At 73.1% G+C, this 23,023-nt stretch carries 21 protein-coding genes; 3 read left to right on the forward strand and 18 right to left on the reverse strand.

Features of this window, described 5'->3' with window-relative positions; all coding sequences use genetic code 11:
- Position 1 precedes the first annotated feature (1 nt).
- Both ACFYOU_RS20930 and ACFYOU_RS20935 read right to left on the reverse strand, forming a co-directional pair.
- Positions 2 to 745 (reverse strand): amino acid ABC transporter ATP-binding protein, encoded by a 744-nt coding sequence (locus tag ACFYOU_RS20930; protein ID WP_387011128.1) that lies wholly within the window; start codon positions 743 to 745, stop codon positions 2 to 4.
- 139 nt (positions 746 to 884) lie between these two features.
- Positions 885 to 1,325, reverse strand: a complete 441-nt coding sequence (locus ACFYOU_RS20935) for a DUF6278 family protein (protein ID WP_391307444.1) — start codon at positions 1,323 to 1,325, stop codon at positions 885 to 887.
- A gap of 239 nt (positions 1,326 to 1,564) precedes the next feature.
- On the opposite strand from ACFYOU_RS20935, the gene ACFYOU_RS20940 reads away from it, so the two are divergent.
- Entirely contained in the window at positions 1,565 to 3,370 is a 1,806-nt protein-coding gene (locus tag ACFYOU_RS20940) for a GDSL-type esterase/lipase family protein (protein WP_391307660.1), read from the forward strand.
- A 57-nt stretch (positions 3,371 to 3,427) separates the two neighbouring features.
- Here the strand turns inward: ACFYOU_RS20940 and ACFYOU_RS20945 are convergent, their stop codons facing one another.
- The 5 genes from ACFYOU_RS20945 to ACFYOU_RS20965 all read right to left on the reverse strand — a co-directional run bounded on the left by ACFYOU_RS20945 (position 3,428) and on the right by ACFYOU_RS20965 (position 8,480).
- Positions 3,428 to 4,207 (reverse strand): exodeoxyribonuclease III, encoded by a 780-nt coding sequence (locus tag ACFYOU_RS20945; protein WP_391307446.1) that lies wholly within the window; start codon positions 4,205 to 4,207, stop codon positions 3,428 to 3,430.
- 39 nt (positions 4,208 to 4,246) lie between these two features.
- Entirely contained in the window at positions 4,247 to 4,879 is a 633-nt protein-coding gene (locus ACFYOU_RS20950; RefSeq protein ID WP_391307448.1) for an MBL fold metallo-hydrolase, read from the reverse strand.
- A 47-nt stretch (positions 4,880 to 4,926) separates the two neighbouring features.
- Positions 4,927 to 6,219: a 4-carboxymuconolactone decarboxylase gene (gene pcaC / locus ACFYOU_RS20955; RefSeq protein WP_389763423.1), complete on the reverse strand. Its 1,293-nt coding sequence runs from the start codon at positions 6,217 to 6,219 to the stop codon at positions 4,927 to 4,929.
- A 147-nt stretch (positions 6,220 to 6,366) separates the two neighbouring features.
- A complete protein-coding gene (locus ACFYOU_RS20960) occupies positions 6,367 to 6,615 on the reverse strand; it encodes a DUF5133 domain-containing protein (RefSeq protein ID WP_391307450.1) in 249 nt (82 codons plus the stop codon).
- A gap of 122 nt (positions 6,616 to 6,737) precedes the next feature.
- On the reverse strand, positions 6,738 to 8,480 hold the full coding sequence (locus ACFYOU_RS20965) for a dihydroxyacetone kinase subunit DhaK (protein ID WP_391307451.1): 1,743 nt from the start codon (positions 8,478 to 8,480) through the stop codon (positions 6,738 to 6,740).
- Positions 8,481 to 8,848: 368 nt separating this feature from the next.
- Between ACFYOU_RS20965 and ACFYOU_RS20970 the strand changes: the two genes are divergently transcribed.
- Complete coding sequence (locus ACFYOU_RS20970) at positions 8,849 to 10,042, forward strand: alpha/beta hydrolase family protein (protein ID WP_391307452.1); 1,194 nt, start codon at positions 8,849 to 8,851, stop codon at positions 10,040 to 10,042.
- Between the two features lie 226 nt (positions 10,043 to 10,268).
- Here ACFYOU_RS20970 and ACFYOU_RS20975 read toward each other — a convergent pair whose 3' ends face one another.
- Positions 10,269 to 10,754, reverse strand: a complete 486-nt coding sequence (locus ACFYOU_RS20975; RefSeq protein WP_391307454.1) for an STAS domain-containing protein — start codon at positions 10,752 to 10,754, stop codon at positions 10,269 to 10,271.
- 334 nt (positions 10,755 to 11,088) lie between these two features.
- On the opposite strand from ACFYOU_RS20975, the gene ACFYOU_RS20980 reads away from it, so the two are divergent.
- The gene (locus tag ACFYOU_RS20980; protein WP_391307456.1) at positions 11,089 to 11,973 is read left to right on the forward strand and encodes an ANTAR domain-containing protein; all 885 of its coding nucleotides are present in this window, start codon (positions 11,089 to 11,091) and stop codon (positions 11,971 to 11,973) included.
- Between the two features lie 22 nt (positions 11,974 to 11,995).
- Here the strand turns inward: ACFYOU_RS20980 and ACFYOU_RS20985 are convergent, their stop codons facing one another.
- The 10 genes from ACFYOU_RS20985 to ACFYOU_RS21030 all read right to left on the reverse strand — a co-directional run bounded on the left by ACFYOU_RS20985 (position 11,996) and on the right by ACFYOU_RS21030 (position 22,963).
- Positions 11,996 to 12,313 carry a muconolactone Delta-isomerase gene (locus tag ACFYOU_RS20985; protein WP_389763435.1) on the reverse strand — a complete coding sequence of 106 codons (318 nt, stop codon included), beginning with the start codon at positions 12,311 to 12,313 and terminating at the stop codon, positions 11,996 to 11,998.
- Positions 12,314 to 12,358: 45 nt separating this feature from the next.
- Entirely contained in the window at positions 12,359 to 13,837 is a 1,479-nt protein-coding gene (locus ACFYOU_RS20990) for an aldehyde dehydrogenase family protein (RefSeq protein WP_391307458.1), read from the reverse strand.
- Positions 13,834 to 14,889, reverse strand: coding sequence for an oligopeptide/dipeptide ABC transporter ATP-binding protein (locus tag ACFYOU_RS20995; RefSeq protein ID WP_391307459.1), 1,056 nt, complete (start codon positions 14,887 to 14,889; stop codon positions 13,834 to 13,836). The genes ACFYOU_RS20990 and ACFYOU_RS20995 overlap by 4 nt, the downstream gene beginning before the upstream one ends.
- Positions 14,886 to 15,926 carry an ABC transporter ATP-binding protein gene (locus ACFYOU_RS21000; RefSeq protein ID WP_389763442.1) on the reverse strand — a complete coding sequence of 347 codons (1,041 nt, stop codon included), beginning with the start codon at positions 15,924 to 15,926 and terminating at the stop codon, positions 14,886 to 14,888. Before ACFYOU_RS21000 ends, ACFYOU_RS20995 begins: the two co-directional genes overlap by 4 nt.
- Positions 15,927 to 15,941: 15 nt before the next feature.
- Positions 15,942 to 16,889, reverse strand: a complete 948-nt coding sequence (locus tag ACFYOU_RS21005; RefSeq protein WP_389763445.1) for an ABC transporter permease — start codon at positions 16,887 to 16,889, stop codon at positions 15,942 to 15,944.
- Between the two features lie 19 nt (positions 16,890 to 16,908).
- Positions 16,909 to 17,859 carry an ABC transporter permease subunit gene (locus ACFYOU_RS21010; RefSeq protein WP_391307462.1) on the reverse strand — a complete coding sequence of 317 codons (951 nt, stop codon included), beginning with the start codon at positions 17,857 to 17,859 and terminating at the stop codon, positions 16,909 to 16,911.
- Positions 17,860 to 17,872: 13 nt separating this feature from the next.
- Positions 17,873 to 19,519 carry an ABC transporter substrate-binding protein gene (locus tag ACFYOU_RS21015; protein WP_391307464.1) on the reverse strand — a complete coding sequence of 549 codons (1,647 nt, stop codon included), beginning with the start codon at positions 19,517 to 19,519 and terminating at the stop codon, positions 17,873 to 17,875.
- Positions 19,516 to 21,123, reverse strand: coding sequence for an FAD-dependent oxidoreductase (locus ACFYOU_RS21020; RefSeq protein ID WP_391307466.1), 1,608 nt, complete (start codon positions 21,121 to 21,123; stop codon positions 19,516 to 19,518). The genes ACFYOU_RS21015 and ACFYOU_RS21020 overlap by 4 nt, the downstream gene beginning before the upstream one ends.
- Before the next feature lie 87 nt (positions 21,124 to 21,210).
- Positions 21,211 to 22,194, reverse strand: a complete 984-nt coding sequence (locus ACFYOU_RS21025) for a membrane dipeptidase (protein ID WP_389763453.1) — start codon at positions 22,192 to 22,194, stop codon at positions 21,211 to 21,213.
- Between the two features lie 49 nt (positions 22,195 to 22,243).
- Entirely contained in the window at positions 22,244 to 22,963 is a 720-nt protein-coding gene (locus ACFYOU_RS21030; RefSeq protein ID WP_385490808.1) for an aspartate/glutamate racemase family protein, read from the reverse strand.
- Positions 22,964 to 23,023: the final 60 nt, after the last annotated feature.

A 23,023-nucleotide genomic window follows, 5' to 3' on the forward strand; every position in this document is an offset into this window, starting at 1 on the left:
CTCAGTGCTTGAGGATCTTGGAGAGGAAGTCCTTGGCGCGTTCGCTCTCCGGGTGGGTGAAGAAGTCCTCGGGCGTGCGGTCCTCGACGACCCGGCCGTCGGCCATGAAGACCACGCGGTTGGCCGCGGAGCGGGCGAAGCCCATCTCGTGGGTGACGACGACCATGGTCATGCCGTCCCGGGCGAGTTGACGCATGACCTCCAGGACCTCGTTGATCATCTCCGGGTCGAGGGCCGAGGTGGGCTCGTCGAAGAGCAGGGCCTTGGGGTCCATGGCGAGCGCGCGGGCGATGGCGACGCGCTGCTGCTGACCGCCGGAGAGTTGGGCGGGGAACTTGTCGGCCTGCCCGACGAGTCCGACCCGGTCGAGGAGTTCCCGGGCGCGGTGCTCCGCTTCCGTCTTGCCCCGCCGTCTGACCTTGACCTGGGCGAGGGAGATGTTCTGGAGGACGGTCTTGTGGGCGAAGAGGTTGAACGACTGGAAGACCATGCCGACCTCCGCCCGGAGCTTCGCCAGGGCCTTGCCCTCCTCGGGCAGTGGCTGTCCGTCGAGGAAGATCGCACCGGACTCGACCGTCTCCAGTCGGTTGATGGTGCGGCACAGCGTGGACTTGCCGGACCCCGACGGGCCGATGACGACGACCACCTCCCCCTTGCCGACGGTGAGGTTGATGTCCTGGAGGACATGCAGTTTCCCGTAGTACTTGTTCACGTCACGCAGTTCGATCAACGGATCGACGGCCATGCCCTGCCCTGCCCACTGTCGGCGGTCTCGGTCCGCGCAAACTATCCACGGCAATACGGGACTTAACAGACGACACGCACGTATGGGCATTAACCGTATTTGAAGCCAAGCGACCCGGCTGACGATCGGGCCCGTTCCGTCAATCCTCCGCCGCCTCCGCGTACACCTGGGACAGACCGGGCGCACCGTTCGCCGCCCACTCCAACCCCGCCTGCACCACGGCGATCTCCCGACCCGACGCCAGCCGCACCAGCGGCACCCCGTCCGACCGCAGCCGCCACGCGGCGCCCGACACCGTCCGGACGACGACCGTACCGAGGTAGAGGCCGGCGTCGTTGCCGAGCCAGGGCAGCAGCTCGGGATCGTCCCGCCAGCGCGGCAGGAGCTGGTCGAGACCGCTCAACGACGCCACCGTGTCGTCGAGTTCGAGACCCGCATCGCCCGCCTGCGAGCGCAGCAGATCGCACTCCCCGAACAGCTCCCCCACCCCTTCGGGGTCACTCTCGAACGCGGACGCGAGCACGGCGGTCGACCGATCGGGCCGCCGGATGCGCCATTTGTCCAGGAAGTGAATTTTCATACCCACAGCCTGACATTCGTTCCGGCTATCGCACCACAGGCGCGCACGGCCGTGTCATCACGTGTTCACCGGGTGACGGCGCGTCGCAAGTTGACGCATCGGAGGGGGCTGCCTAGCGTCAACGGGACCGTGACGGGCCCGGGTGCGGCGTTCACCTGCGGCTTCCCGACGCCGTCGAGAGTGAAGGAGCCCGCCCCCTCGTGTGGTCCACCCATCACGCCACCGCCAGACGGTGGCCGATGCGGACGGCGACCGTGTTCTTCGCCGTCGTGTCGGCGATGACGCCGGCCGTGGTGGGCACCGTCCCGGGACCGGGGGCCGCGGCCTCGGCGGGCGGCACACCGGGCACCCGCGCCGCCGGGGCACCGCTCCCCCTGGCGCGACTGCTCGACAACCGGGGCGTCAGTCACGACGCGCGCCGTCAGTACGCCGACTTCGACGGCTCCGGCTCCTCCCTGTCCGCCGGCGACCTGGCAGCCGCGGGGTGGACCCCGGGACGGACCCTGACCCTGGCGGGCACCCCGCTGACCTGGCCGCACCCCACCCCGGAGGGCTTCGACAACGTACGGGCGGACGGGCAGTCGGTGCTGGTCGACGGGGCGGGCGAGGCGCTGGTCCTGCTGGTCGCCGGCACCCGGGGCACCGCGACGGGCACCGGCACCGTGCACTACCGGGACGGGGTGAGCGCCCCCTTCCGGCTGAGCGCACCCGACTGGCGGCGCGGGTCCCTCGCGGCGAAGGCCCTGGCGCTCCCCCGGGTGAACAAGCCGGCCGGGCAGGTCGAGGAGCGGTCCCGGCTGTACGCCGTCAGCGTTCCGCTCCGCAGCGGAGCCGCGATCGCCTCGGTGACGCTGCCGCGCGACGACCCGTCCGGACCCGATCTGCACGTGTTCGCCCTCGGGGTGCGGCCCACCGCGGACGGCTGGACCGGCAGTTGGTCGGCCGCCACCGGCACCTACGCCCCGGTGGGCCCCTGGACCGACCGCACCCTGCGGCTGGTGACGCGGACCACGGTGGGCGGGCCCCGGCTCCGCCTGCGGTTCGACAACACCTTCGCCCGGGCACCGGTCCGGATCGGAGCGGCGAGCGTGGCCCCGCGGGCGACCGGTGCCGCGGCGCGGGGGCGTCCGGTGCCGGTGACCTTCGGCGGGCGCGGCGGGGTCGAGGTCCCGGCCGGGGCCCAGGTCTTCAGCGACCCCGTGGAGCTCGACGTCCGGCCGCAGACCGAGTTGCTGGTCAGCTTCCACCTGCCCGGCACGGTCCGCGCGGCCCCCCTGCACCGGGAGGCCGCGCAGACCTCCTACGTCAGCGAACCCGGTGACCGCACCCGTACGGCACGGGGCACCGCGTACCCGAAGACGATCACGTTCTGGCCGCTGCTGACCGGGGTCGACGTGAGCGGCGGCCCCGGGTCGGTGGTGGTGATCGGGGACTCGGTCACCGACGGCTCCCGACGGACCCGGGACACCCAGCGCCGCTGGACGGACCTGCTCTCGGCGCGCTTGCAGCGGCAGCGCGCGGTCCCCCGGTACGGCGTGCTCAACCAGGCGATCTCCGCCAACCGCGTGGTCTCCGACCGCTATCCGGGGGACGGGGAGTCAGGCGACTCGTCGGGGGTGAGCGTCCTCAACCGACTGGACCGGGACGCCTTCGCGCAGACCTCGGCACGGACCGTGCTGGTCTTCCAGGGGGTCAACGACCTGCGGTGGGGAGCCACCACGGACGAGGTCGTCGCCGGGCTGCGGGAGATCGCCGCGCGGGCACGGGAGCGGGGTCTGCGGACGGTCGTGTCGACGATAGCGCCGTGCGGCGGCGAGGACCGTTGCACCCCCGCCGTCGACGCCCGGCGCCGGGCCGCCAACGCGGCGCTGCGCGCCGACCCGGGACGCTTCGACGCACTGCTCGACCTCGACCGGGTGCTGCGGGACCCCGAACGCCCCGAGCGGCTGCTCCCCGCGTACGACAGCGGCGACCATCTGCACCCCAACGATCCGGGGCTGGTCGCGATGGCGGACTCGGTGGACCTGCGGACGCTCGGCCCCTGAGCCCGGCTCGCCGGCGCACCGGCGGTCGGGCCCGGTCAGGTCGCCGTCAGGTCGCCCTCAGAGGTCGAGGTCCACGACGACGGGGGCGTGGTCGGACGCGCCCTTGCCCTTGCGCTCCTCACGGTCGACGTAGGCGTCGGAGACGGCCTTCGCGAAGGGTTCGTTGCCGTACACCAGGTCGATGCGCATGCCCCTGTTCTTCGGGAACGAGAGCTGGCGGTAGTCCCAGTACGTGTACGGGTGGTCGTACTTCAGGGGGCGCGGGACCACGTCGGACAGGCCCGTCCCGCGCAGCGCGGCGAGGGCGGCGCGCTCGGCGGGGGTCACATGGGTGGCCCCCGCGAAGGCACCGATGTCCCACACGTCCTCGTCGGCCGGGGCGACGTTGTAGTCACCGAGGACGGCGAACGGGCGGCTGCCCCCGGCGTCCCCCGCGACGGCCGCCTTCAGCGCCTCGAACCACTGGATCTTGTAGGCGTAGTGGGCGTGGTCGACCTCACGGCCGTTGGGCACGTACACCGACCAGACCCGGACCGGGCCGCAGGTCGCCGCGACGGCGCGGGGCTCCTGGACGCCCTCGTACCCCGGATCGCCGGGGAGGCCCTTGACCACGTCCGTCAGGCCCACCCGGGAGATCACCGCGACGCCGTTCCAGCGGCCGGTGGCGTGGACCGCCGCCTCGTAGCCCAGCTCGCGCAGCGGGGCCGTGGGGAACTGCTCCTCGGTGGTCTTGGCCTCCTGGAGGCACAGCACGTCCGTCCCCGTGCTCTCCAGCCAGGCCAGCAGGCGGGGGGTCCGTGCGGTGATCGAGTTCACGTTCCAGGTGGCGATGCGCATGACCCCCAACCTACCGGGCGGGTGTGACAGCGCCGTGCGCTACAGCTCCACCGTGCCGCCGGGCGCCAGCCGCAGGTGCTCGGCGCCCCCGAGCGCGCCGATCTGACGGTCGTAGATGGGGTGAGCCAGCTCGGTGAGCAGGGCGTCGTGGACGTCGTACGCGCGGCGCGGACCGACCTCCCGGACGTAGTCGATGACCTCGGAGATCTTGTTCCAGGGGGCGTGCACCGGAAGCATCAGCGTGTCCACCGGCCGGTCCGGCACCGTCAGTGCGTCCCCCGGGTGGAACAGCGCACCGTCGACCAGGAACCCGATGTTGGTGACCCGCGGGATGTCCGGGTGGATCACCGCGTGCCACTCCCCGTGCACCTGGACGTCGAAGCCGGCGGCCGTGAAGGCGTCACCGTGCCCGACCGTGCGGATCCGCCCCGGATAGGCCGCGGCGAGCTGGTCGGCGACCGACCGCAGCGTCCACACGGTGGTGGCCGGGTCGGCGTCCAGGGCGGCCCGCAGGTGCTCCTCGCTGAAGTGGTCGGGGTGTTCGTGCGTGACCAGGATCGCCGTGGCGCCGACCGCCGCGTCCGCCTCGGTGAACCCACCCGGGTCGATGACCAGGCGCTGGCCGTCCTTGTCGAGCCGGACACAGGAATGCGTCTGCTTGGTGAGCTTCATGGGGACCATCCTGGCCCAGCCCCGGGCACCCGGCCGGGTACGCCCGCTCACTCCTGGGGCGTGGTCTCCTCCCGGATGACCTCCTGCGCCACCCTGAAGGCCCGGTTGGCGGCGGGCACCCCGCAGTAGACGGCGGTCTGGAGGAGGACCTCCTTGATCTCCCGGGGGGTGAGCCCGTTGCGCAGGGCGGCCCGGATGTGGGTGCCGAGTTCGTCGGGGTGGCCGCCCGCCACCAGCGCCGTCAACGCGACCGTGCTGCGCATCCTGCGGTCGAGGCCCGGGCGGTCCCAGACGTCGCCCCAGGCGTACCGGGTCACGAAGCGCTGGAAGTCCTCGGAGAACTCGTCGGCGGCGGCGAGCGTCCGGTCCACATGGGCGTCGCCGAGCACTTCCCGACGCACCTTCAGACCCACGTCGTAACGGTCGCCGAGCCGGTGGCCGCCGGACTGTTCCGCGGCGGGAGCTATGGCGGCGACCGGTGCGGCGGCGGGCGGCGGGACCGCGACCGGGGGCGCCGCCTGGCTGACCACGCGGTGCTGACCGGTCGCGTCGGTGGCGGCGCCCCAGGGGGTGGCGAAGTGCCGCACCAACAGGTCGGTGACCGCCGCGGGCTGCTCGACCGGGGCGAGGTGCGAGGCGCCGGGGACGACGGCGAGTCGGGCGTCCGGGATCCCGGCGACCAGGGTCCGGGCCTCGGCGGGGCCGGTGACCTTGTCCTCGGAGCCCACGAGGACCAGGGTGGGCACCCCTATCCGGCTGAGGGCGGCCCGAACGTCGAACGTGGCCAGCGCCTCGCACGCGGCGATGTAGCAGCCCGGGTCGGTGGTGCGGACCATCTGCACGGCCCACTCGGTGATCGCGGGCTGCGCCGCCGCGAACCCGGGGGTGAACCAGCGGTCGGGCGAGGAACGCGCGATCGGGTCCAGGCCGTTCGTCCGGACGACGACGCCGCGCTGACGGAACTCGTCGGGGGTGCCGAACCTCGGGGACGAGGCGATCAGCGCCAGCGAGGCCACCCGGTGCGGGTGGCGCAGCGCGAGGTCGAGGCCCACCGCGCCGGCGAACGCACAGCCGGCGAACCCGAAGCGCTGGACGCCCAGTTCGTCGAGGAGGGCGAGCAGCCGGTCGGACAGCTCGCCCACCGAGCCGGCGGGGCGGGCGGGCGCGCCTCCGTGTCCGGGCAGGTCGAAGCGGAGCACCCGCAGTTGACCGGAGAGTTCCGGCACCTGGCGATCCCACATGTGCCACGTGGTACCGAGGGAGGGGCCGATCACCAGGGTTGGTGCGTCGTCCGGCCCGTCCACGCGGTATTGCAGGGAGTTCGTCGGTGTCACACTCACCCGCTACCCCCTCTCGTCTCTCACAATCTCTTACATCGCCGAGTCGAACCTATCGGCTCCGGCTGCTCCCCCGGGCATCGAGCCCGGAATCCGGCGGGCTCGGCGGGAGGCGGGTGGCAGGCGGGCGGCGGTCCGGGGCCGGGCGTCCTAGGCCGTGCCCGGGCCCGGACCGCGGGGAGCGTGTGCGGAGCGGGACGGGTCCGGGTGCGTGAGCAGCCGGCGGGCCGTGGCCAGGGCCTTCGTCTCGTCGCGGACACCGGTCAGGACGCAGAGCGTGTAGACGGCGCCCTCGATCCCGGGGCGGGCCGTGAAGTCCATCAGGGCGTCGCGGCTCCGGAGCCGGTCGTAGCGGTCCACCAGCGCGCGCAGGACGTCGGGGTCGGCCTCGGGCGCCATGGGCCCTCCTCGGGTCGGCGTTCCCCCGGTCGTCCCTCCGATGGTGCGGCGCGGGACCGGACCCCGCCACCTCAGGGGTGCGGCGGGCACCCGGGCCGGCGGAGGCGTCGCCCGGTGCGGGGTCAGCCGGGGACCTCGGCCCGGGTGACCCGGGCGGGGTCGGGCAGCAGGGCGGCCGGACCCGGTTCGTGGACGCGTGCCAGTGCGATGAGGACCAGGGCGACCGCGACCGCGCCGGGATCGGGCAGGCCGGTGCCGTGTGCGCCGGTGTAACTGGCCCTGCCCCGGCGGGCGGGGAGCGCGGCGCTGGCGAGGGCGCCGTCGACGGCGGCGCGCGCCGCAGCGGTCACCGCCCGGTCGTGGGTGTTGGGTGCCGCGGCGACCAGGGACCGCACGGCCGGGGCGAGGGCGTCGAGCAGGGTGCGGTCACCGGGCACGGCGCCGCCGACGGCGCTGATCCGGGCGAGTGCCTGGCCGAGGGCGGCGGCGAGCCGGCGGACGTCGGGTGGTGTGCGGTCGGCGACGGGCTCCAGGGCGGTGAACAGGACGCCGAACAGCGGGCCGCTGGAGCCCCCCACCCGGTCACGGAACGTGTCGGCGAGCGCGGCCGGCCCCGCGATGCGGTGCTCCCGGGCCCGGCGTGCGGCGGCCGTGACGCCGCCGCAGAAGTTGTCGCCGAAGTCGCCGTCCCCCGAGGCCTGGTCGAGGGCGGTGAGGTCGGCGTGCGCCGCCCGGCACATCCGGTGCAGTTCCTCCAGGAAGGCGCCCACCGCCCGGGGTCCGCCGGAGGGCGGCGCGTCGGGCGGAGCACCGCGGAACTCCGTCGGGGGCGTGAGCAGGGTGCTCCCGGGGTCCACCGCGCGGGGCAGGCGCAGCGGGGTGTCCGTGGGAGCCGTCCACAGCTCCAGCCACCCGGGGGCCAGTCGGGTGAGGGTGATGCTGAACCCCGCCATGTCCAGTGCGGTGGCGTAGACGCCCGCGGCCAGGGAGCGCACCCGTACGCCGCGGGCGGTCAGGTCCTCGTGGACCAGCGCGCTGACCGCCCTCAGTTCCAGCTCACCGGTGCCGCCCAGCCCCGACACCACCGCGATCACCCCTTCCGCGGGCCCGGTCCCGGGGTGCGGGAGGCCGGCCAGCAGTTCGTCGAGCATGTGACGGACGGTGTCCTCGACGGGCCGGGACGCCGGGGCGGTGCGGGCCGCCCGCTCGCCGTGGATGCCGACGCCGTAGTCCAGGGTGCCCTGCGGCAGGGCGAACGCGGGCGATCCGAGGGCCGGGGAGGTGTGGGCGCGGGCGCAGACCGCGAGGCTGCGCGTGGCCGCCACCACCCGGGCACCGAGGTCGGCCAGTGCCCGTGGGCCGGCGCCCCGGTCGGCCATCGCCCCCAGCACCTTCTCCACGACCAGGACGCCGGCCGTTCCGCGTCGGCCCTCGGCCGTGCCGGCGGTGGCGAGGTCGTCGTCCACCACCACCTCGGCGACCCCGGTCCCGGCGGCCCGGAGCCGCTCCGCCGCGAGGGCGAAGTTGATCCGGTCCCCGGTGTAGTTCTTCACGATCAGCAGGACGTGTTCCCGTCCGCCGAGTTCGGCGGCGGCCCGGGCCGCCGCCTGCGCCTGAGCGCCCGTCGGGGAGGTGAACACCGGGCCCGGCACCACGGCGTCCAGCCCGCCGCGTCCCAACAGCCCCACGTCCAGCGGCTCGTGTCCGGCGCCGCCCCCGGCGACCAGCGCCACCCTGCGTCGCGGGTCCGGCCGCGTCGCCAGGAGGTACAGCGGGTCCGGGCACACCCCGATCCCGGGGTGGGACAGCGCCAGCCCCCGGCACGCCGTCAGGACGGCCTCGCGATCGGGTAGGAAGAAGCTCATCGGGACCTCCAGGGGCGGGGGCCGCGCAGGAGCGGCCCCCGGGGCTACCGCGGGGCGGCACCCGGCGCAACCGGGCCGTACGGTCCGCCCGGGGGGACTCCGCCCGGAACCTCATTGTCACCTGTGGCGGGGCGAGCGCAACGCGAACGGGGCCGGCACCCGCTGCGCTCCACCCGGGCGACTGACGGTGGCGCGTGGTGCGCACCGCCGGGCCGGCGTCCGGCGCCGCCTCCGGGTCAGCCTGGAGGTGGACCGGGGGTGGGCCCCAGGGAGGAGAGCGGCAGGGGTCGGGGCCCGACCTGTGAACGACCGCGCTTCAGCTGTGGAGTTGACGATCACTCACCCCGCTCCCGTCTAGCGTCGACCGCATGACCAGAACCCGACGCGGTGCGGGGGCCGCGCTGCTCGCCCTGTCCATGACCCTGCCCCTCGTCCAGGCGGCCGCGGCCGCCGCACCGTCCGGCGCCGACACCACCGCCGTGACGGCCGCGGCCCGCAAGGCCGCGCCCGTCACGCTCTCCCGACCCACCGGTCCCCACTCCGTGGGCGTGTCGACCCTGCACTTGACCGACCCGTCCCGTAACGACCCGTGGGTGCCGGGTGCCGGGGCACGGGAGTTGCTGGTGTCCGTGCACCACCCCGCCCGCGCGCACACCGGCGGCCGGGCACAGCGGTATCTGAGCACCGCCGAGGCGCAGGCGCTGACCGAGGGCAGCGGCCTGCCGTCGGGCAGCGCGGACCTGCTGGCCGGTACCCGCAGCTGGGCGCGTCAGGACGCGCAGCCGGCCAAGGGGCGGTTCCCCCTCGTGGTCCTCTCCCCCGGCTTCGGAACGACGCGCAAGACCCAGACGATGCTCGCCGAGGACCTGGCCTCCCGGGGGTACGTCGTGGCTTCCGTGGACCACGCGTACGAGTCGGTGGCCACCGAGTTCCCCCGCCGGGGCCTGCTGCCGTGCGTCGCCTGTCAGAAGACGGAGAGCGGGGAGGTCCCCCACGCGTCCGTGACCGAAGGGCGCGCCCGCGACGTGTCGTTCGTCCTCGACCGGCTGACCGGCCCGGGTGCCGTCCGGAAGTACGCGGCGATGATCGACGCTTCGCGGATCGGCATGGTCGGGCACTCCATCGGCGGGGCCTCGGCCGCGAGCACGATGGCCCGGGACCCGAGGGTGGACGCCGGTGCGAACATGGACGGCACGTTCTTCACGCCGCTCCCCCGGGAGGGGCTGGGCGGCCGGCCGTTCCTGCTGCTGGGCGCCGAGGGCTCCGGGCCGGGCAGCGGTGACGCCAGTTGGGACGAGGCGTGGCAGCGGCTGGACGGCTGGAAGCGGTGGCTCACCGTGACCGGCACCCAGCACTCGACCTTCAGCGACGAGCCCGTGCTCGCCGCTCAGGTCCCCGGGTGGCCCGTCGCGCCCGGCGCCCTCCCGGGTCACCGGGCTGTGGAGCTCACCCGCACCTATGTCGCGGCCTTCCTCGACCGGCACCTGCGGGCCGCGCACCGGCCCGTCCTGGACGGGCCGACCCGGGCGAACCCGGAGGTCGTCTTCCACGCGCCCCGCTGAGCCCGGGCGCCGCGGCCCGTGCGGGCGCGAGGGCCCGCGCCGGGTGCGGGCGGGCTCACCGCGACCCGGGCCCCGCGGGCGGGCGCCCGGCCGGTCCCGCAACCGGAACCGGTCGCCCGGCCGGTTCCGGTTGCGGCCCGTGTCCGCCGGGACGAGCCGGTCGGCGGCATCCCTCGTCCGCCCGCCGCGCCGGCGGTCCACGGCACGTCGGCGCGCCAGGTCCCGCTCAGTCCGCCTGGACCAGCGCCGCCACGAGGAGCGAGCCGAGGACCGTGCCACCGGCGAGGGTGAGCACGGGCCGCTTCAGGACGCGTTCCCAGTAGCCGTACAGGGTGCCGGTCAGGCCCGGGCCCCCGTCGATGCCCCTGGTGCCCGGCGGCGGAGGCAGCAGCGGGGACCCCGTGAGACGGAGCAGCCGGTCGACGAGGGGCTGACGGCTTCCGCAGAGGGAGAAGGCCACCTTGCGGCGGGCCGCCGTGACGGCCGCCCCCTCCAGGTGTCGCAGACCGGCGCAGTCGAGGAGTTGGAGGTCGGTCAGGTCGATGCGGATGCCGGCCGGCCCGCACGCCAGGACGAGCTCGACCACGAGGTCGAACTCGGGACCCGATTCGACGTCCAGCTCGCCCCCGATGCGGAGGGTGGCCCACACCGGGTCCGACGCCGGCCGCGGGGCGAAGGTCGTGCGGTGCACGAAGGCCGGGCTCCCGCTCACGCCGGGGCCGGTGTGGGTCGCAGCGGTTGGGCCGGGGCCACCGACAGGGCGGGCCCGCCGGCCGCGACCGGTTCGGGGCACCGGCCCCGGACCTGCCGTTTCCCCTGGTGGGGATGGGTGGGGCGGACAGCGGACGACGTACTCATGAGCCAACTCCAGGCACACGGAACCACATGGCTGGGGCGGTATCGTGGGGGGCCGATCGCGAACGAGGGCTCACCCACGCACCGGGTGGACCCCGGGCCCCACGGTTGTGCCTGCTTTCCGAAGCACCTGCTGCGCACCTGCCCCCGCACCGCCCTCGCAAACCCAGCCTCCCGTGGAGTGACGAGCGATGCACCAGGAAGCCCCGAAGAGACCGGACCGTGAACCCCCGCACGAGCGCGAGGAAGACCGACGGAACGGAACCGTCCCCTCCGAGGAGCAGCGTGCCGAGCTGCGGAACCGCACCCTGGCGCGCGGTGCGGTCGCGGCGGCCGAGGACGTCCTGCTGGAGCGCTATCGCCTCGCCTCCCCGCAGGAGGCGTTCGCGTTGCTGCGCGCGGCGTCGCAGCGCCACAACGTCAAGCTGCACACCCTCGCCGACGCCGTGGTGCGCGTGCCCGGGCCCGCTCCCGGGGCGCAGGTGTGGTTCCCCGGCCGGGCGCGCAACGTCCCGCCGCCGCTGCCCTGGCGGATCGACGGGGACGGTCAGGTGAAGCTGCCCGCCGTCCTCAGGGGTGCGCTGCACCGCGTCCTGGAGATCACGGGGACGGACATGGGGAACGTCCAGTTGGCGGAGGGCGGTGTCCTCAGGATGGCGGCGCACACCGGTCTGGACCGGCAGTTCACCGACTACTTCGCCTTCGTGGAGGGCCCCACCACCTCCTGTGCGCACGCGGCCCGGGAGCGGCGACAGGTCACCGTCCGCGAGGTGGGCACGGAGGAGTTGTTCGACGAGGACTCCCGGCGGGTCATCCTGCGGGCCGGGAGTCGTGCCTGTCACAGCGTCCCGCTGGTGAGCCCGCTCGGCGCGCTCGTGGGCATGGTCTCCTCGCACCACTCCCGGCCGTTGGCCGGCCCGTCCCCCGGGCAGCTCGGTGCCCTCCAGGAGACCGGTACCGCCGTGGGGCGTTGGCTGTCGTGGTACCGACGCACCACCGTCCTGGACGCCCTCGAACACCTGCATGCGGGGGCGACCGGCGCGCCGGCCCCGGAGCGTCCGGCGCCCGGGCGGTGACGCCGCCCGGGCGCCGGACTCCTCAGGCCCCGTCGGTCTCGCGGCGGGCCGGTGGCGTGCCGGGGCCGGGGTCGACCGGGTGGCTGGCCATGGCGTGGACGGTGACGTCCATCCAGGGCCACACCGGTAGCGAGGAGATGATGGTGTGCATCTCGGTGGGGTCGGCGGCCCGCCACAGGCCCCAGTTCTCGGTGCGGCCGGGTACGCGCCACATGCGGACGAGGTGACCGGCGGCGACGAGGTCGGCCGCGCGCAGGCGTTCCGCTTCGGAAACGGCCTCCTTGCGGGCGGGGTCCATGCCCTCGGGCCATGAGATCTGGATGTTGACGAGGAATTCCACGGTCTTCCTTCGGGTGGTGCGCGGACGCGCGGCGGAACAGCGGGGTCAGTGGGCGAAGGGGTCGGCCGGGGTGCCGTGCTCGGTGACGATCGACTTGGTCTGGAGGAACTCGGCGACCGCTTCGACGCCGTTCTCCCGTCCGCTGCCGGACTGCTTGTAGCCGCCGAACGGCACGCTCCAGTGCAGCAGCCGGTACGTGTTCACCCAGACCACGCCGGCCTGGAGGCGGCGGGCCACCCGGTGGGCGCGGGCGCCGTCGCGGGTCCAGAAGCCGGCGGCCAGGCCGAACTCCAGGGAGTTCGCGCGCTCCACCGCTTCGTCCTCGGTGTCGAAGGGGTGGACGGTGACCACCGGGCCGAACACCTCCTCGCGGCAGACCGCGAGCTCGGCGTCGGCGTCGACCAGCACCGTCGGCTCGTACCAGAAGCCGTGCTCGGCGCCGGCGACCTGGGCGCGCCGGCCGCCCGTCACGGCCTTCGCGCCGTGGCCGAGCGCGTCGTCCACGAAGGACTCGATGCGGGCGAGCGCGGTGGCGGAGGCCACCGGGCCGATGTGGGTGCGCGGATCGCGGGGGTCGCCGACGCGCAGTGCGCGCACCGCGCTCGCGTACCGGTCGACGAACTCGGCGTACACCTCGCGTTGGACGAGGATCCGGGAGCCGGCGACACAGGTCTGTCCGGCGGCCGAGAAGGCGCCCTGGCGGGCGGCGGCGACGGCCGCGTCGAGGTCGCCGTCGGCGAAGACGAGGTGCGCGGACTTGCCGCCCGCCTCACAGACGTAACGTTTCATCTGCGCTGCGGCCCGGGCTCCGAGGGTCCGGGCGACCGTCGTGCTCCCGGTGAAGGTCACCATGGCGACGTCCCCGTGCTCCACCAGCCGTTGGCCCTCCTCGGCGCCGCCGATCAGCACGCTGACCGCCCCGGGCGGGAACCCCACCTCGATGGCCAGTTCGGCGAGGCGCACGGAGGACGCGGGGGCCTGCGGCGGCGGTTTGAGGATCACCGTGTTGCCGGCGGCCAGGGCCGGCGCGAGTTTCCACGAGCCCAGCGAGAGCGCCCCGTTGAAGGGGGTCAGCGCGGCGACCACGCCCAGCGGTTCCCGGGTGACCAGGGCGTCCGCGGTGCCGCTCAGCGGACGGGAACGGCTCTCCAGCGTTTCGGCCACCGCGGCGAAGTAGCGGTACCAGCGGGCCAGGGCCGCCACCTCCCCCCGGGTGGCCGTCAGCGGTTTGCCGTTCGCCAGCGTCTCCCACGCGGCGAGTTCCTCGGTGTGGGCGACCAGGGCGTCCCCGAGCCGGTACAGCAGATCGGCGCGGGCGTGCGCGGGCAGCCCGGCCCAGGTCGGATCGAGGAAGGCGGCACGGGCGCCGCGCACGGCGTCCTCCACCGCGTCCGGGTCCAGGTGCGCCCGGGCCCAGGTCCGGCCGGTGGCCGGGTCGACCAGGGGCACCGGCGTACCGGCGGGCGGCCGGCGCCGGCCCCCGGTGTGGGAGGTGAAGTCGTCGGCCGTGGGTGAGGGGTTCATGGGGCCTGGGTCCTTTCCGCGGACAGGGCGTCGCGCACGGCGGGGGTGTCGAAGTGGTGGCAGGCCACGGTGTGTCCTTCGGTTCCGGTGGGTGTCTGGGGCGGTGCGTCGCCCTCCCGGCACACCTGCGTGGCGAAGGGGCAGGAGCGTTGGAAGCGGCAGCCCGGCAACGGGGCCGCCGGGTCGGGTGGTTCGGCCCGGGTGCGCACGGCGCTGCCCGGGCCCGGCGCCCTGGGGTCCGGCACCGGGACGGCGCTGAGCAGGGCGTGGGTGTAGGGGTGGCGCGGCGCGGCGAACAACTCCTCGCACGGCGCGCTCTCCATGATCTTCCCGCCGTACATCACGATCACCCGGTCGGAGAGGTGGCGCACCACGCTCATGTCGTGGGAGATGAAGAGGAAGCTCACGTCGCGGTCGCGGCGCAGGTCCTTCAGGAGGTTGACGATCTGGCCCTGGATGCTGACGTCGAGGGCCGAGACGATCTCGTCGCAGACGATGAAGCGGGGTTCCACCGCGAGGGCGCGGGCGATCGCCGCTCGTTGGCGCTGGCCGCCGGAGAGTTCGTGCGGGTAGCGGTCGGCGAGCTCCGGGCGGAGCCCGACCTGGCCGAGCAGTTCCTCGACCCGCTCCGCGACCTCTTCGCGGGGCACGGTCCGGTGCACGGTGACGACCTCGCGGATCGTCGCCCGGATCGTCATCCGGGGGTTGAGGCTCGCGTAGGGGTCCTGGTAGACGATCTGGGCGAGCCGGGGCAGGTGTCCGTCCCGTCGGAGTCGGTCCAGCTCACCGCCCTGGACCCGGACGCTTCCGGACGCGACGGGCGAGAGTCCGACGAGGGCCCGGCCCGTGGTGGTCTTGCCGCTGCCGCTCTCGCCGACGATGGTCACGATGCTGCGGGCCGGCACCGTGAAGGAGACCCCGTCGACGGCGTGCGCGGTCCCGGTCACCCGGCGCAGCACGCCGCTGCGGATCGGGAAGCGGACCGCGAGGTCGTCGACGACCACGGCGTCGGGTGCTGTGGTCCCGGTGGCTCCTGCTGCTTCGACGCTCATGCGCCGTCTCCTGTCGCACGGCCGCCGGTCGACGCCGTGGCGCGGTCACCGGTCGGGGTGGTGAACGGGCAGCGGACGAGGTGCCCGGGGTCGTTCGCGGTCACCTGGATCAGGTCGGGAACGGAACGCTCGCACTCCGCGTGGGCGGTGGTGCAGCGGGGTTGGAAGGCGCAGCCCGGTGGTGGTGCGGCGGGGTCGGGCGGGAAGCCGGGGATGGCGGGCAGTCGGTCGACGCGGTCCCGGTCCATCCGGGGGATCGACTCCATCAGGGCTCGGGTGTAGGGGTGTCCGGGCGCGTCGAACAGTGCGGTGGTGGGCGCCGTCTCCACGATCCGTCCCGCGTACATGACCGCGATGCGGTCGGTGATGCCGGCGACCACGCCCAGGTCGTGGGTGATCAGGACCAGGGCCATCCGGAGTTCCTTGCGGAGCCGGTCGATGAGTTGGAGCACCTGCGACTGGATGGTGACGTCGAGGGCGGTGGTCGGTTCGTCGGCGATGAGGACCTGGGGGTCGCGGCTGATCGCCATGGCGATGAGGACGCGTTGGCGCATGCCTCCGGACAGTTCGTGCGGATGGTTGCGCAGGCGTTCCCGGGCCGAGGGGAGGCCGACGAGGTCGAGGAGTTCGGCGCACCGGTCGGCGGCGGCGCGCCGGCTGAGACCGTCGTAGTGGATGAGGGGTTCGGCCATCTGTGCGCCGACGGTCATGGCGGGGTTGAGTGCGGACAGCGCGTCCTGGGAGATCAGGCCGATGCCGGAGCCGCGGACGGTGCGCATCTGTCGGGGGGTGAGTCGGGTGAGGTCCGTGCCGTCGAAGTCCACCCGGCCCGAGATGTCGACCCCGTCGTCGCCCAGCATCCGCAGGACCGCGAGCATGGTCTGGCTCTTTCCGCACCCCGATTCGCCGACGACGCCCAGCGATTCGCCCGCCGCGACGCTGAACGAGACGTCGCGGACGGTCTCCAGGGGCTCGCCGTGGCCCGCGTTCCGGCCCCGGTGGGTGACCTTGAGGTGTGCTACGTCCAGGATGGTCATGGTGGTTCCCTCCCGCTAAGCCAGTTTGATCTTGGGGTTGAAGTACGCCTGGACCACGTCCACCAGGAAGTTGATCAGTACGAAGGCGATGGCGATCACCAGGATTCCGCCCTGGACGAGGGGGATGTCCCGGGTGGAGATGGCCTGGTGGAGGGCGAGTCCGATGCCCGGCCAGGAGAAGACCGTCTCGGTGAGGACCGCTCCGCTCAGCAGGAAGCCCGCCTGGAGGCCGATCACCGTGACGACCGACGGCATCGCATTGGGCAGGACGTGGCGGACGGTGACCCGGAACTCGCTGACGCCGCGCGAGCGTGCGGTGCGCACGTAGTCGTTGCCGATCACTTCCAGCACGGAGGAGCGGGTCATCCGGGCGATCACGGCGAGCGACCAGGCGGCGAGCGTGGTCACGGGGAGCACCATGTGCGCGGCGACGTCCAGGGCGCCGCCCCCGCCGATGGAGGTCATCCCGGTCGCCGGCAGCACGCGCAGTTGGAGCGAGAAGACGACGATCAGCACCAGTCCGAACCAGAACGAGGGCACGGAGTTGAAGAAGAGGACGCCCACGGTCAGTCCGCGGTCGCGGGCCGAACCCGGTTTCTGCGCGGCCCAGGTCCCGATCGCCACCCCGACCACGGCGGCCACCACGATGGCGGTGCCGGAGAGCAGCACCGTGTTGAGCAGCCGTTCGGACAGGACTTCGGAGACGGGGCGGCCGAAGGAGAGCGAGCGGCCCAGGTCCCCGCCGAGGAGGTTGCCCAGATAGCTGAAGTAGCGGGCGAGGGCGGGTTCGTCCAGGCCCAGGTCCTCGCGCAGGGCCTGGCGGTCCTCCTCCGAGGAGGTCGGGCCCAGCAGTGCGCTGGCCTGGTCGCCGGGGATGATCTGGCCGAGGCCGAAGGTGGCGACGGTCACCCCGAGGATGACCGGGAGCATCTGTAGGGCGCGGCGCAGGGTGAAGGTCAGCATGCCGTTTCTCCAGGACTGTTCATGACCGGCTCCACCGGGTCCGTAGCGAGGTCTTGGCGGGCCCCCGGGCGCCGCGGGCGGCGCGTGACTGCCGGGTGCGCGGGTCGAGGCGGTCGCGGATCCCGTCCCCCAGCAGGTTGAAGCCGACGGCGAGCACCACGATCGCGAGCCCGGGGATGGTGGCGACGTGCTGCGCCGTCACCAGCAGGGCGCGCCCGCCGCTGAGCATCTGGCCCCAGTCGGGGGCGGGCGGTTGGGCGCCCAGGCCGAGGAAGGCGAGGCTGGAGCTGAGGATGACGTTGCGGCCGGTCTGGAGGGTGGCGAAGACGACCACGCCACCGAGCAGGTTGGGGGCGATGTGGCGGAACGCGATGCGCAGGTGGCCGTACCCGAGGGCGCCGGCGGCCTCCACGTACTGTTCCTGCCGCAGGGAGACGACGTACCCGCGGACGATCCGTCCGAATTCGGGGACCGTCACCACCACCATGGCGATGATCATCGAGGTGGTGCCGGGGCCGAGCGCCACGCTGATGCCGAGCGCGAGCAGGATGCCCGGGAACGAGAACATCACGTCGAAGATCCGCATGAGGGTGCTGTCGAGCCAGCCGCCGACGTAGCCGGAGAGCAGTCCCAGACAGCCGCCGACCAGCAGGGCGAGCAGGGTGGGCAGGACCGCGACGAGGAGGGCGAGGCGGGCTCCGTGCATCAGCCGGCTGAGGATGTCGCGGCCGACCTCGTCGGTGCCGAGCAGATGGCCTTCGCTGAGCGGGCCGAGTCCGACGGACGAGGGGTTGGTGGCGAGCGGGTCGTAGGGGGCGATGACCGGTGCCAGGACCGCCACGAGGACGGTGGCGGCGACGATCGTGCCCCCGATGACGGCGGTCGTGTTGCCGCCGGCGAGGGGGCGCAGTCGGGCGCGCCAGCGGGGGCGCGGGGCCGGGGCGGTGTCAGGTGCCGCGGTGGTGTGCATGTCTGGTGCCTCCCTACCGGCGGCGGATGGTGGTGTAGTCGACGTAGACCGACGCGGCGGGGGTGACGCCCCGGACCTGGTGGCTGAGGACCCGCGGCAGTCGGTCCTGGTACAGGAAGAGCCAGGGGGCGTCGGAGGCGATGGTGGTCGCGGCGTCCTGGTAGAGCGTCATGCGGCGGCGGTCGTCCCGTTCGCCGCGGGCCCGGTCGAAGAGCGCGTCGACGTCCGGGTTGCGGTACCAGCCGCGGTTCACCCCGTTGGGGGGATGCAGGGCGCCGCTGAACATGCGTTCGAGGAAGTCCGCGGCGTCGGCGCCGGTGGTCCAGCCGTTGAAGGAGCCGTGGGTGCGGTCGTCGTACCCCTTGCCCTCCACGGCGACCAGGGAGGCGAACTCCATGTACTGGAGGTCCAGGTGGACGCCGACCGCCTTGAGGTCCTGTTGGACCAGGGACATGATCTCGGTGGCCTGGGAGAATCCCGGTCCGCTGTCGGGGGCGAGCAGCTTCAGCCGCACCGGCGTCTTCACCCCGCTCTCGCGCAGCAGTTGCCGGGCCCGGTCGGGATCGTGGGCGTACGGGGCGTTCCCGCCGGCGGCCCGGGTCCCGTCGTCCGGGTACGCCTCGTTGCCGCGGGGCAGGGGGCCCGTGGACGGGGACACCTGGCCGCCGGTGAGGGTGGCGATGGCCGCGCGGTCCACGGCGTGGTTCAGGGCCTGCCGGAAGGCCGTGTTGTCGGTGGGCGCGATCTTGGTGTTCAGTCGGAGGAAGTACTGGTTCGCCGGTTCCGGGTACTGGACGGACATGACGTCGTCGTGGGTGAGCTGTTGGACCTGTTGGGCTCCGGCGCTCAGGATGGCGTCCACCTCACCGGTCTGGGCGGCGATGGCCAGGGTGGTGGGGTCGGTGACCGACTCCACGATGAGGGAGGGGGCCGCGGGCGCGCCGCCCCAGTAGGCGGTGTTGCGCTTCATCTTGATCCGTTTGCCGTGGTCGGCCTCCTCCTGGGCGAAGGGGCCGGTGCCGACGGGGTGCAGTCCGATGTCGTCGGGGCGGTGCTCGCGCAGCGCCCGGGGGCTGACGATGGACATCCGGCGGTCGGTGAGCAGGCGCGGGAGTCCGGCGTACGGCTGGGTGAGCCTCAGGGACAGGGTGTGCGCGTCCACCACCCGGACGGCTTCGATCCAGCGGGTCAGGAACTTCATGTTCCCGCTGGCCGTCGCGTCGTAGACGTCCGCCGTCTCGTCCGTGATGCGGTCGAAGTTGACCTTGACGGCGGTCGCGTCGAAGGCCGTTCCGTCGGCGAACTCCACGCCCTTGCGGAGGGCGAAGGTGTAGGTGCGGGCGTCCGGGGAGACCTTCCAGGACTCGGCCAACGCGGGACGCAGGGCGGGTGCCCGGTCGGTCTTGGTGCCCAGCTCCTCCCGGATGAGGGGGTCGAACAACGCGTCGACCAGTCGCAGGCCCACGGTTCCGGAGAGTCGGTGCGGGTCCAGGGCCGGTATCTCGCCCTCGGCTCCGATGACCACCGTGTGGGCGTCGCGGCCGAATCCGGGATTGGTGCTGCATCCGGTGAGGAGCACGGCGGCGACCGCACAGCCGATTCCGGTACGCAGCCTTCTTCTTCGTGGGTGCGCGCGCACTCTGCGGTGCGAAAGCCTCATGCTGGTCGCCTTCGTTCGTCGGAGAGGTCGTGGAGGATCGCGGTGGCCGCGTTCCTGCCGGGTGTGCCGGTGACGTAACCGCCGGGCCAGGTCCCCGCACCGGTGACGTAGAAGCCGTCGAGCGGGGTGCGGTAGCCCGCCAGGGCCGGATGGGGGCGATTGCCGAAGAGGCTGTGGGGGAGCATGTCGCCGTGGGTGATGTTGCTTTCGACGAGACCCAGTTCGCTTTCGATCTCCACCGGGTTCATCAGCCGGTGGTCGACGATGCGGTCCGCCAGGCCCGGCATCAGCTGTGAGAGCGCTTCGATGCAGGTCCTGCCGAACTCCTCGGTCCGCCGGGCGTCCCACTGCCCGTCGTGCGGGCGGTAGGGGGCGTGCCAGGCGTTCACGCTGAGGAGGTGGGTGTTCCCGGGGGTGAGTCCGGGGGAGGTGAGGGTGGGGATCAGTCCCCACATCAGGGGCCGGGGCGACGGGCGTCCGGCGCGGGCTTCGCGGACGGACTCCTCGATCTGGCCCAGGGACGAGCCGACCCGGAACTGGCAGGCCCGCACCCGGTCGGGGTCGACCTCGGGGTCGAGTCCGGCGTAGGCGGGCAGCGCGTCGACTTCGAGGACCAGTTTGAACGCGGAGCCCCGCATCTCGGTCCCGGTCACGGCGGACCGGACGGACGCCCCCATCGCCGCGTCGTCCAGCAGGTCGCGGAAGAGGTGCACCGGGTTGACGGCCGCCACCACCCGGTCGGCGGTGATCTCCTCGCCGGTGGCGGTGACCACGCCGAGGGCGGACTCCCCGTCGTGGAGGATGCGCGCCACCGGTGTTCCGGTGCGGATCTCCACGCTGTGGCGGCGGCAGCTGCTCTCCAGGGCGTCGACGATCGCGCTCATGGACCCCACGGGCAGTCCGGTGGAGCCGCGGAGCGCCACCCGCTCGGCCGCCTGGCCCGGGGGCCCGCCCGCGGTGGCGGCGAGGGCGAACGGGCGCATCATCAGTCCGACGGCCGTGCCGGGGGCCGAGGGCGGGACGAGGTGCGCGTTCAGGGCGAGCATCCCGAGCAGCGCCTTGGCCTGGTCGGACCGCAGATGGGCGTGGAGCAGCTCGGTGAGGCTGCCGTCGAAGACGGCGGCGAACAACTCCCGTTCGTCCCGGTCGGTCAGGCGTTCCCGCAGGGCGTCCAGGGTCGGCGGCGGCTCGTCCAGTCGGACTCCGAGGCGCGCGCCGAGTCGTTCCAGGGAACGGATCAGTCCCCGGTAGCGGCGGGCCTCGCCCGGGGCGAACCCGTCGAGTTGGCGGTCGACCAGGGTCGGGTCGCGCCAGCCGAGGAAGCACCGGCCGTCGAATTGTTGGACGACCGTGGGGTCCGCCCTGACGAACCTGAGGCCGTGTTCGGCGAGCGCCAGTTCCTGCACCACGGCGGGATCGAGGGAGCCGGGTGAGTTGGTGAAGGCGAGTCGGCGTCCCGGCAGGAACTCGTAGCCGCCGCAGGGCCCGCCGAGCGCCGGGCGGGATTCGACCACGGCGACGCTGAGTCCGGCCCGGCCCAGATAGGCCGCCGTCACCAGCCCGTTGTGACCGCCTCCGACGACCACCGCGTCAAACCGGTTCATGACTCGCCCAGCCCCTTCGTCGCACCGTCGTGTGAGCCGTGTTCGTGTTGTTCGTGTTCGAGTTGTTCGTGTTCTTCGCCGTGCGGGTCAGTTCTGCGGGACGGCCGAGAATCCGTCGTCGAACATCCGGAGCCAGTTCCCGCCGGAGATCTTCTCGACCTCCGCGGCGCTGAATCCGCGGGTGCGCAACCGTTCCAGGACCTGGGCGTAGCCACGGCCCGCGGCGAACCATTCGGGGAATTCGACCGGTCCGGAAATGGGGACCATCGGCTTGCGGCTCCAACGACCCTGCCGCCACCAGTGCAGCTCTTCGTCGCCCTGCCCCGCGTAGTAGTCGGAACCGAGTCCGACGTGGTCGACGCCGATCAGTTCGACGGTGTAGGCGATCATGTCGCAGAATTCGTCGACGGTGCAGTCGACTCCGTTGGGGGCGATGCGGGGATACATGCTCAGGCCCACCACACCGCCCTTTTCGGCGGCCTTCTTCAGGACCGTGTCCGACTTGTTGCGGAAGCGCAGTTCCACGTTCTCGCCGACGAATTCCCGGGGGTTGGCGTGGGTGACGGCGACCGGACGTTCCGACGCCTCCAGGGCTTCGAGTGACGTCCGCTCGTTGCAGTGGGATATGTCGATCAACATGCCGACCTGGTTCATCTCGCGGACCAGATTGACGCCGTAGGTCCGGGAGAGCCCGGCGTCGTCGCCCTCCCAGCAGCCCGCTCCCGCGGAGTTCTGGGTGTTGTACGTCAGCTGGGCGATGCGCACGCCGGCCTGGTGGAAGGCGCCGACGAGGTCGAGGTCGTCCTCGAACGGGCTGCTGTTCTGGAACCCGAGGACGATCGCGGTGCGCCCGTCCCGCTCGGCCGCCCGGAGGTCGTCGCCGGAGCGGCCCTCACCCAGCAGATCGGCGTTCTCGGCGAGCAGCCGCTGCCAGCGGCCGACCTCCCGCAGGGTCTCGGTGGAGTCCTCCCAGATCGCCACGGTGGCGTGCACCGCGGTGATCCGGGCGGCGTGCCACTCCTCGAAGCGTTCACGGGAGGGCTTGACGAACTGGAGTGCGTCTACGAGCACGGTTGACTTCCTCTACTGGTGGGGCGGCGGCGGGGTGAACGGGACCGGCTCAGAGCCGGCCGAGTCGGCCGAGGGTCGCGATCTCGTCGCGCAGCCCGAGGTGGCGCAGCGCCTTCCACAGCGACGCCTGGTTGCTGGTCACCACCGGCAGACCGGTGTCCATCTCCAGGTAGGGCAGGACGTCGAAGGTGCGGTAGGTGCCGCAGGAGATCAGGAGGGCGTCCGCGTCGGGGGCCGCCCGGTGCAGGCGTCGGCCCAACCGGTAGGCGCTGTCCGCGTCGTGCACGCTGGCCTCGTAGGGGTCGGTCATCTGGAGGCCCTCCATCACCGGCACCTCGAAGCCGAGCGCGGTGAGGTAGTCCCGTAGGGCGTCGTTGACCTCGTCGGTGTAGATGCTGCCGACGGCGACGGAGGTGGCGCCGACCGCCCGCAGGGCGTCCACGGTCGCCTGCATCATGGTGATGGCGGGGATGCCGGTCTCGGCCGTGATCTCGTCGGTGACCTTCTCGTCGGTGCCGGGTCCCGGGATGAAGGTGCCCGGGGCGCCGCACTGCACGATCAGGTCGACCTTGGCGGTCGCCAGCTGCCGCGAGGCCTCCAGTACCTGGCTCATCATCTCCTTGAGCCCTTCCGCGTCCACGCGGGGGACGATGGTCCGCGCATCGGCGAACGCGACGCCCGTGGGGGCCACGGAGCGCCACTCCTCGGCGCCTTCGATGGCCGTGGCCGGACGGATCTGACCTATTCGTGCACGCCAACCGAGCAACATGTGCGACTTCTCCTCGACAACTGACGGTGTGGGGAACGGTCGTGACTCCGGGTCGGGTTT

The sequence above is a fragment of the Streptomyces sp. NPDC005955 genome (genome assembly GCF_042871255.1).
Classification (GTDB): domain Bacteria; phylum Actinomycetota; class Actinomycetes; order Streptomycetales; family Streptomycetaceae; genus Streptomyces.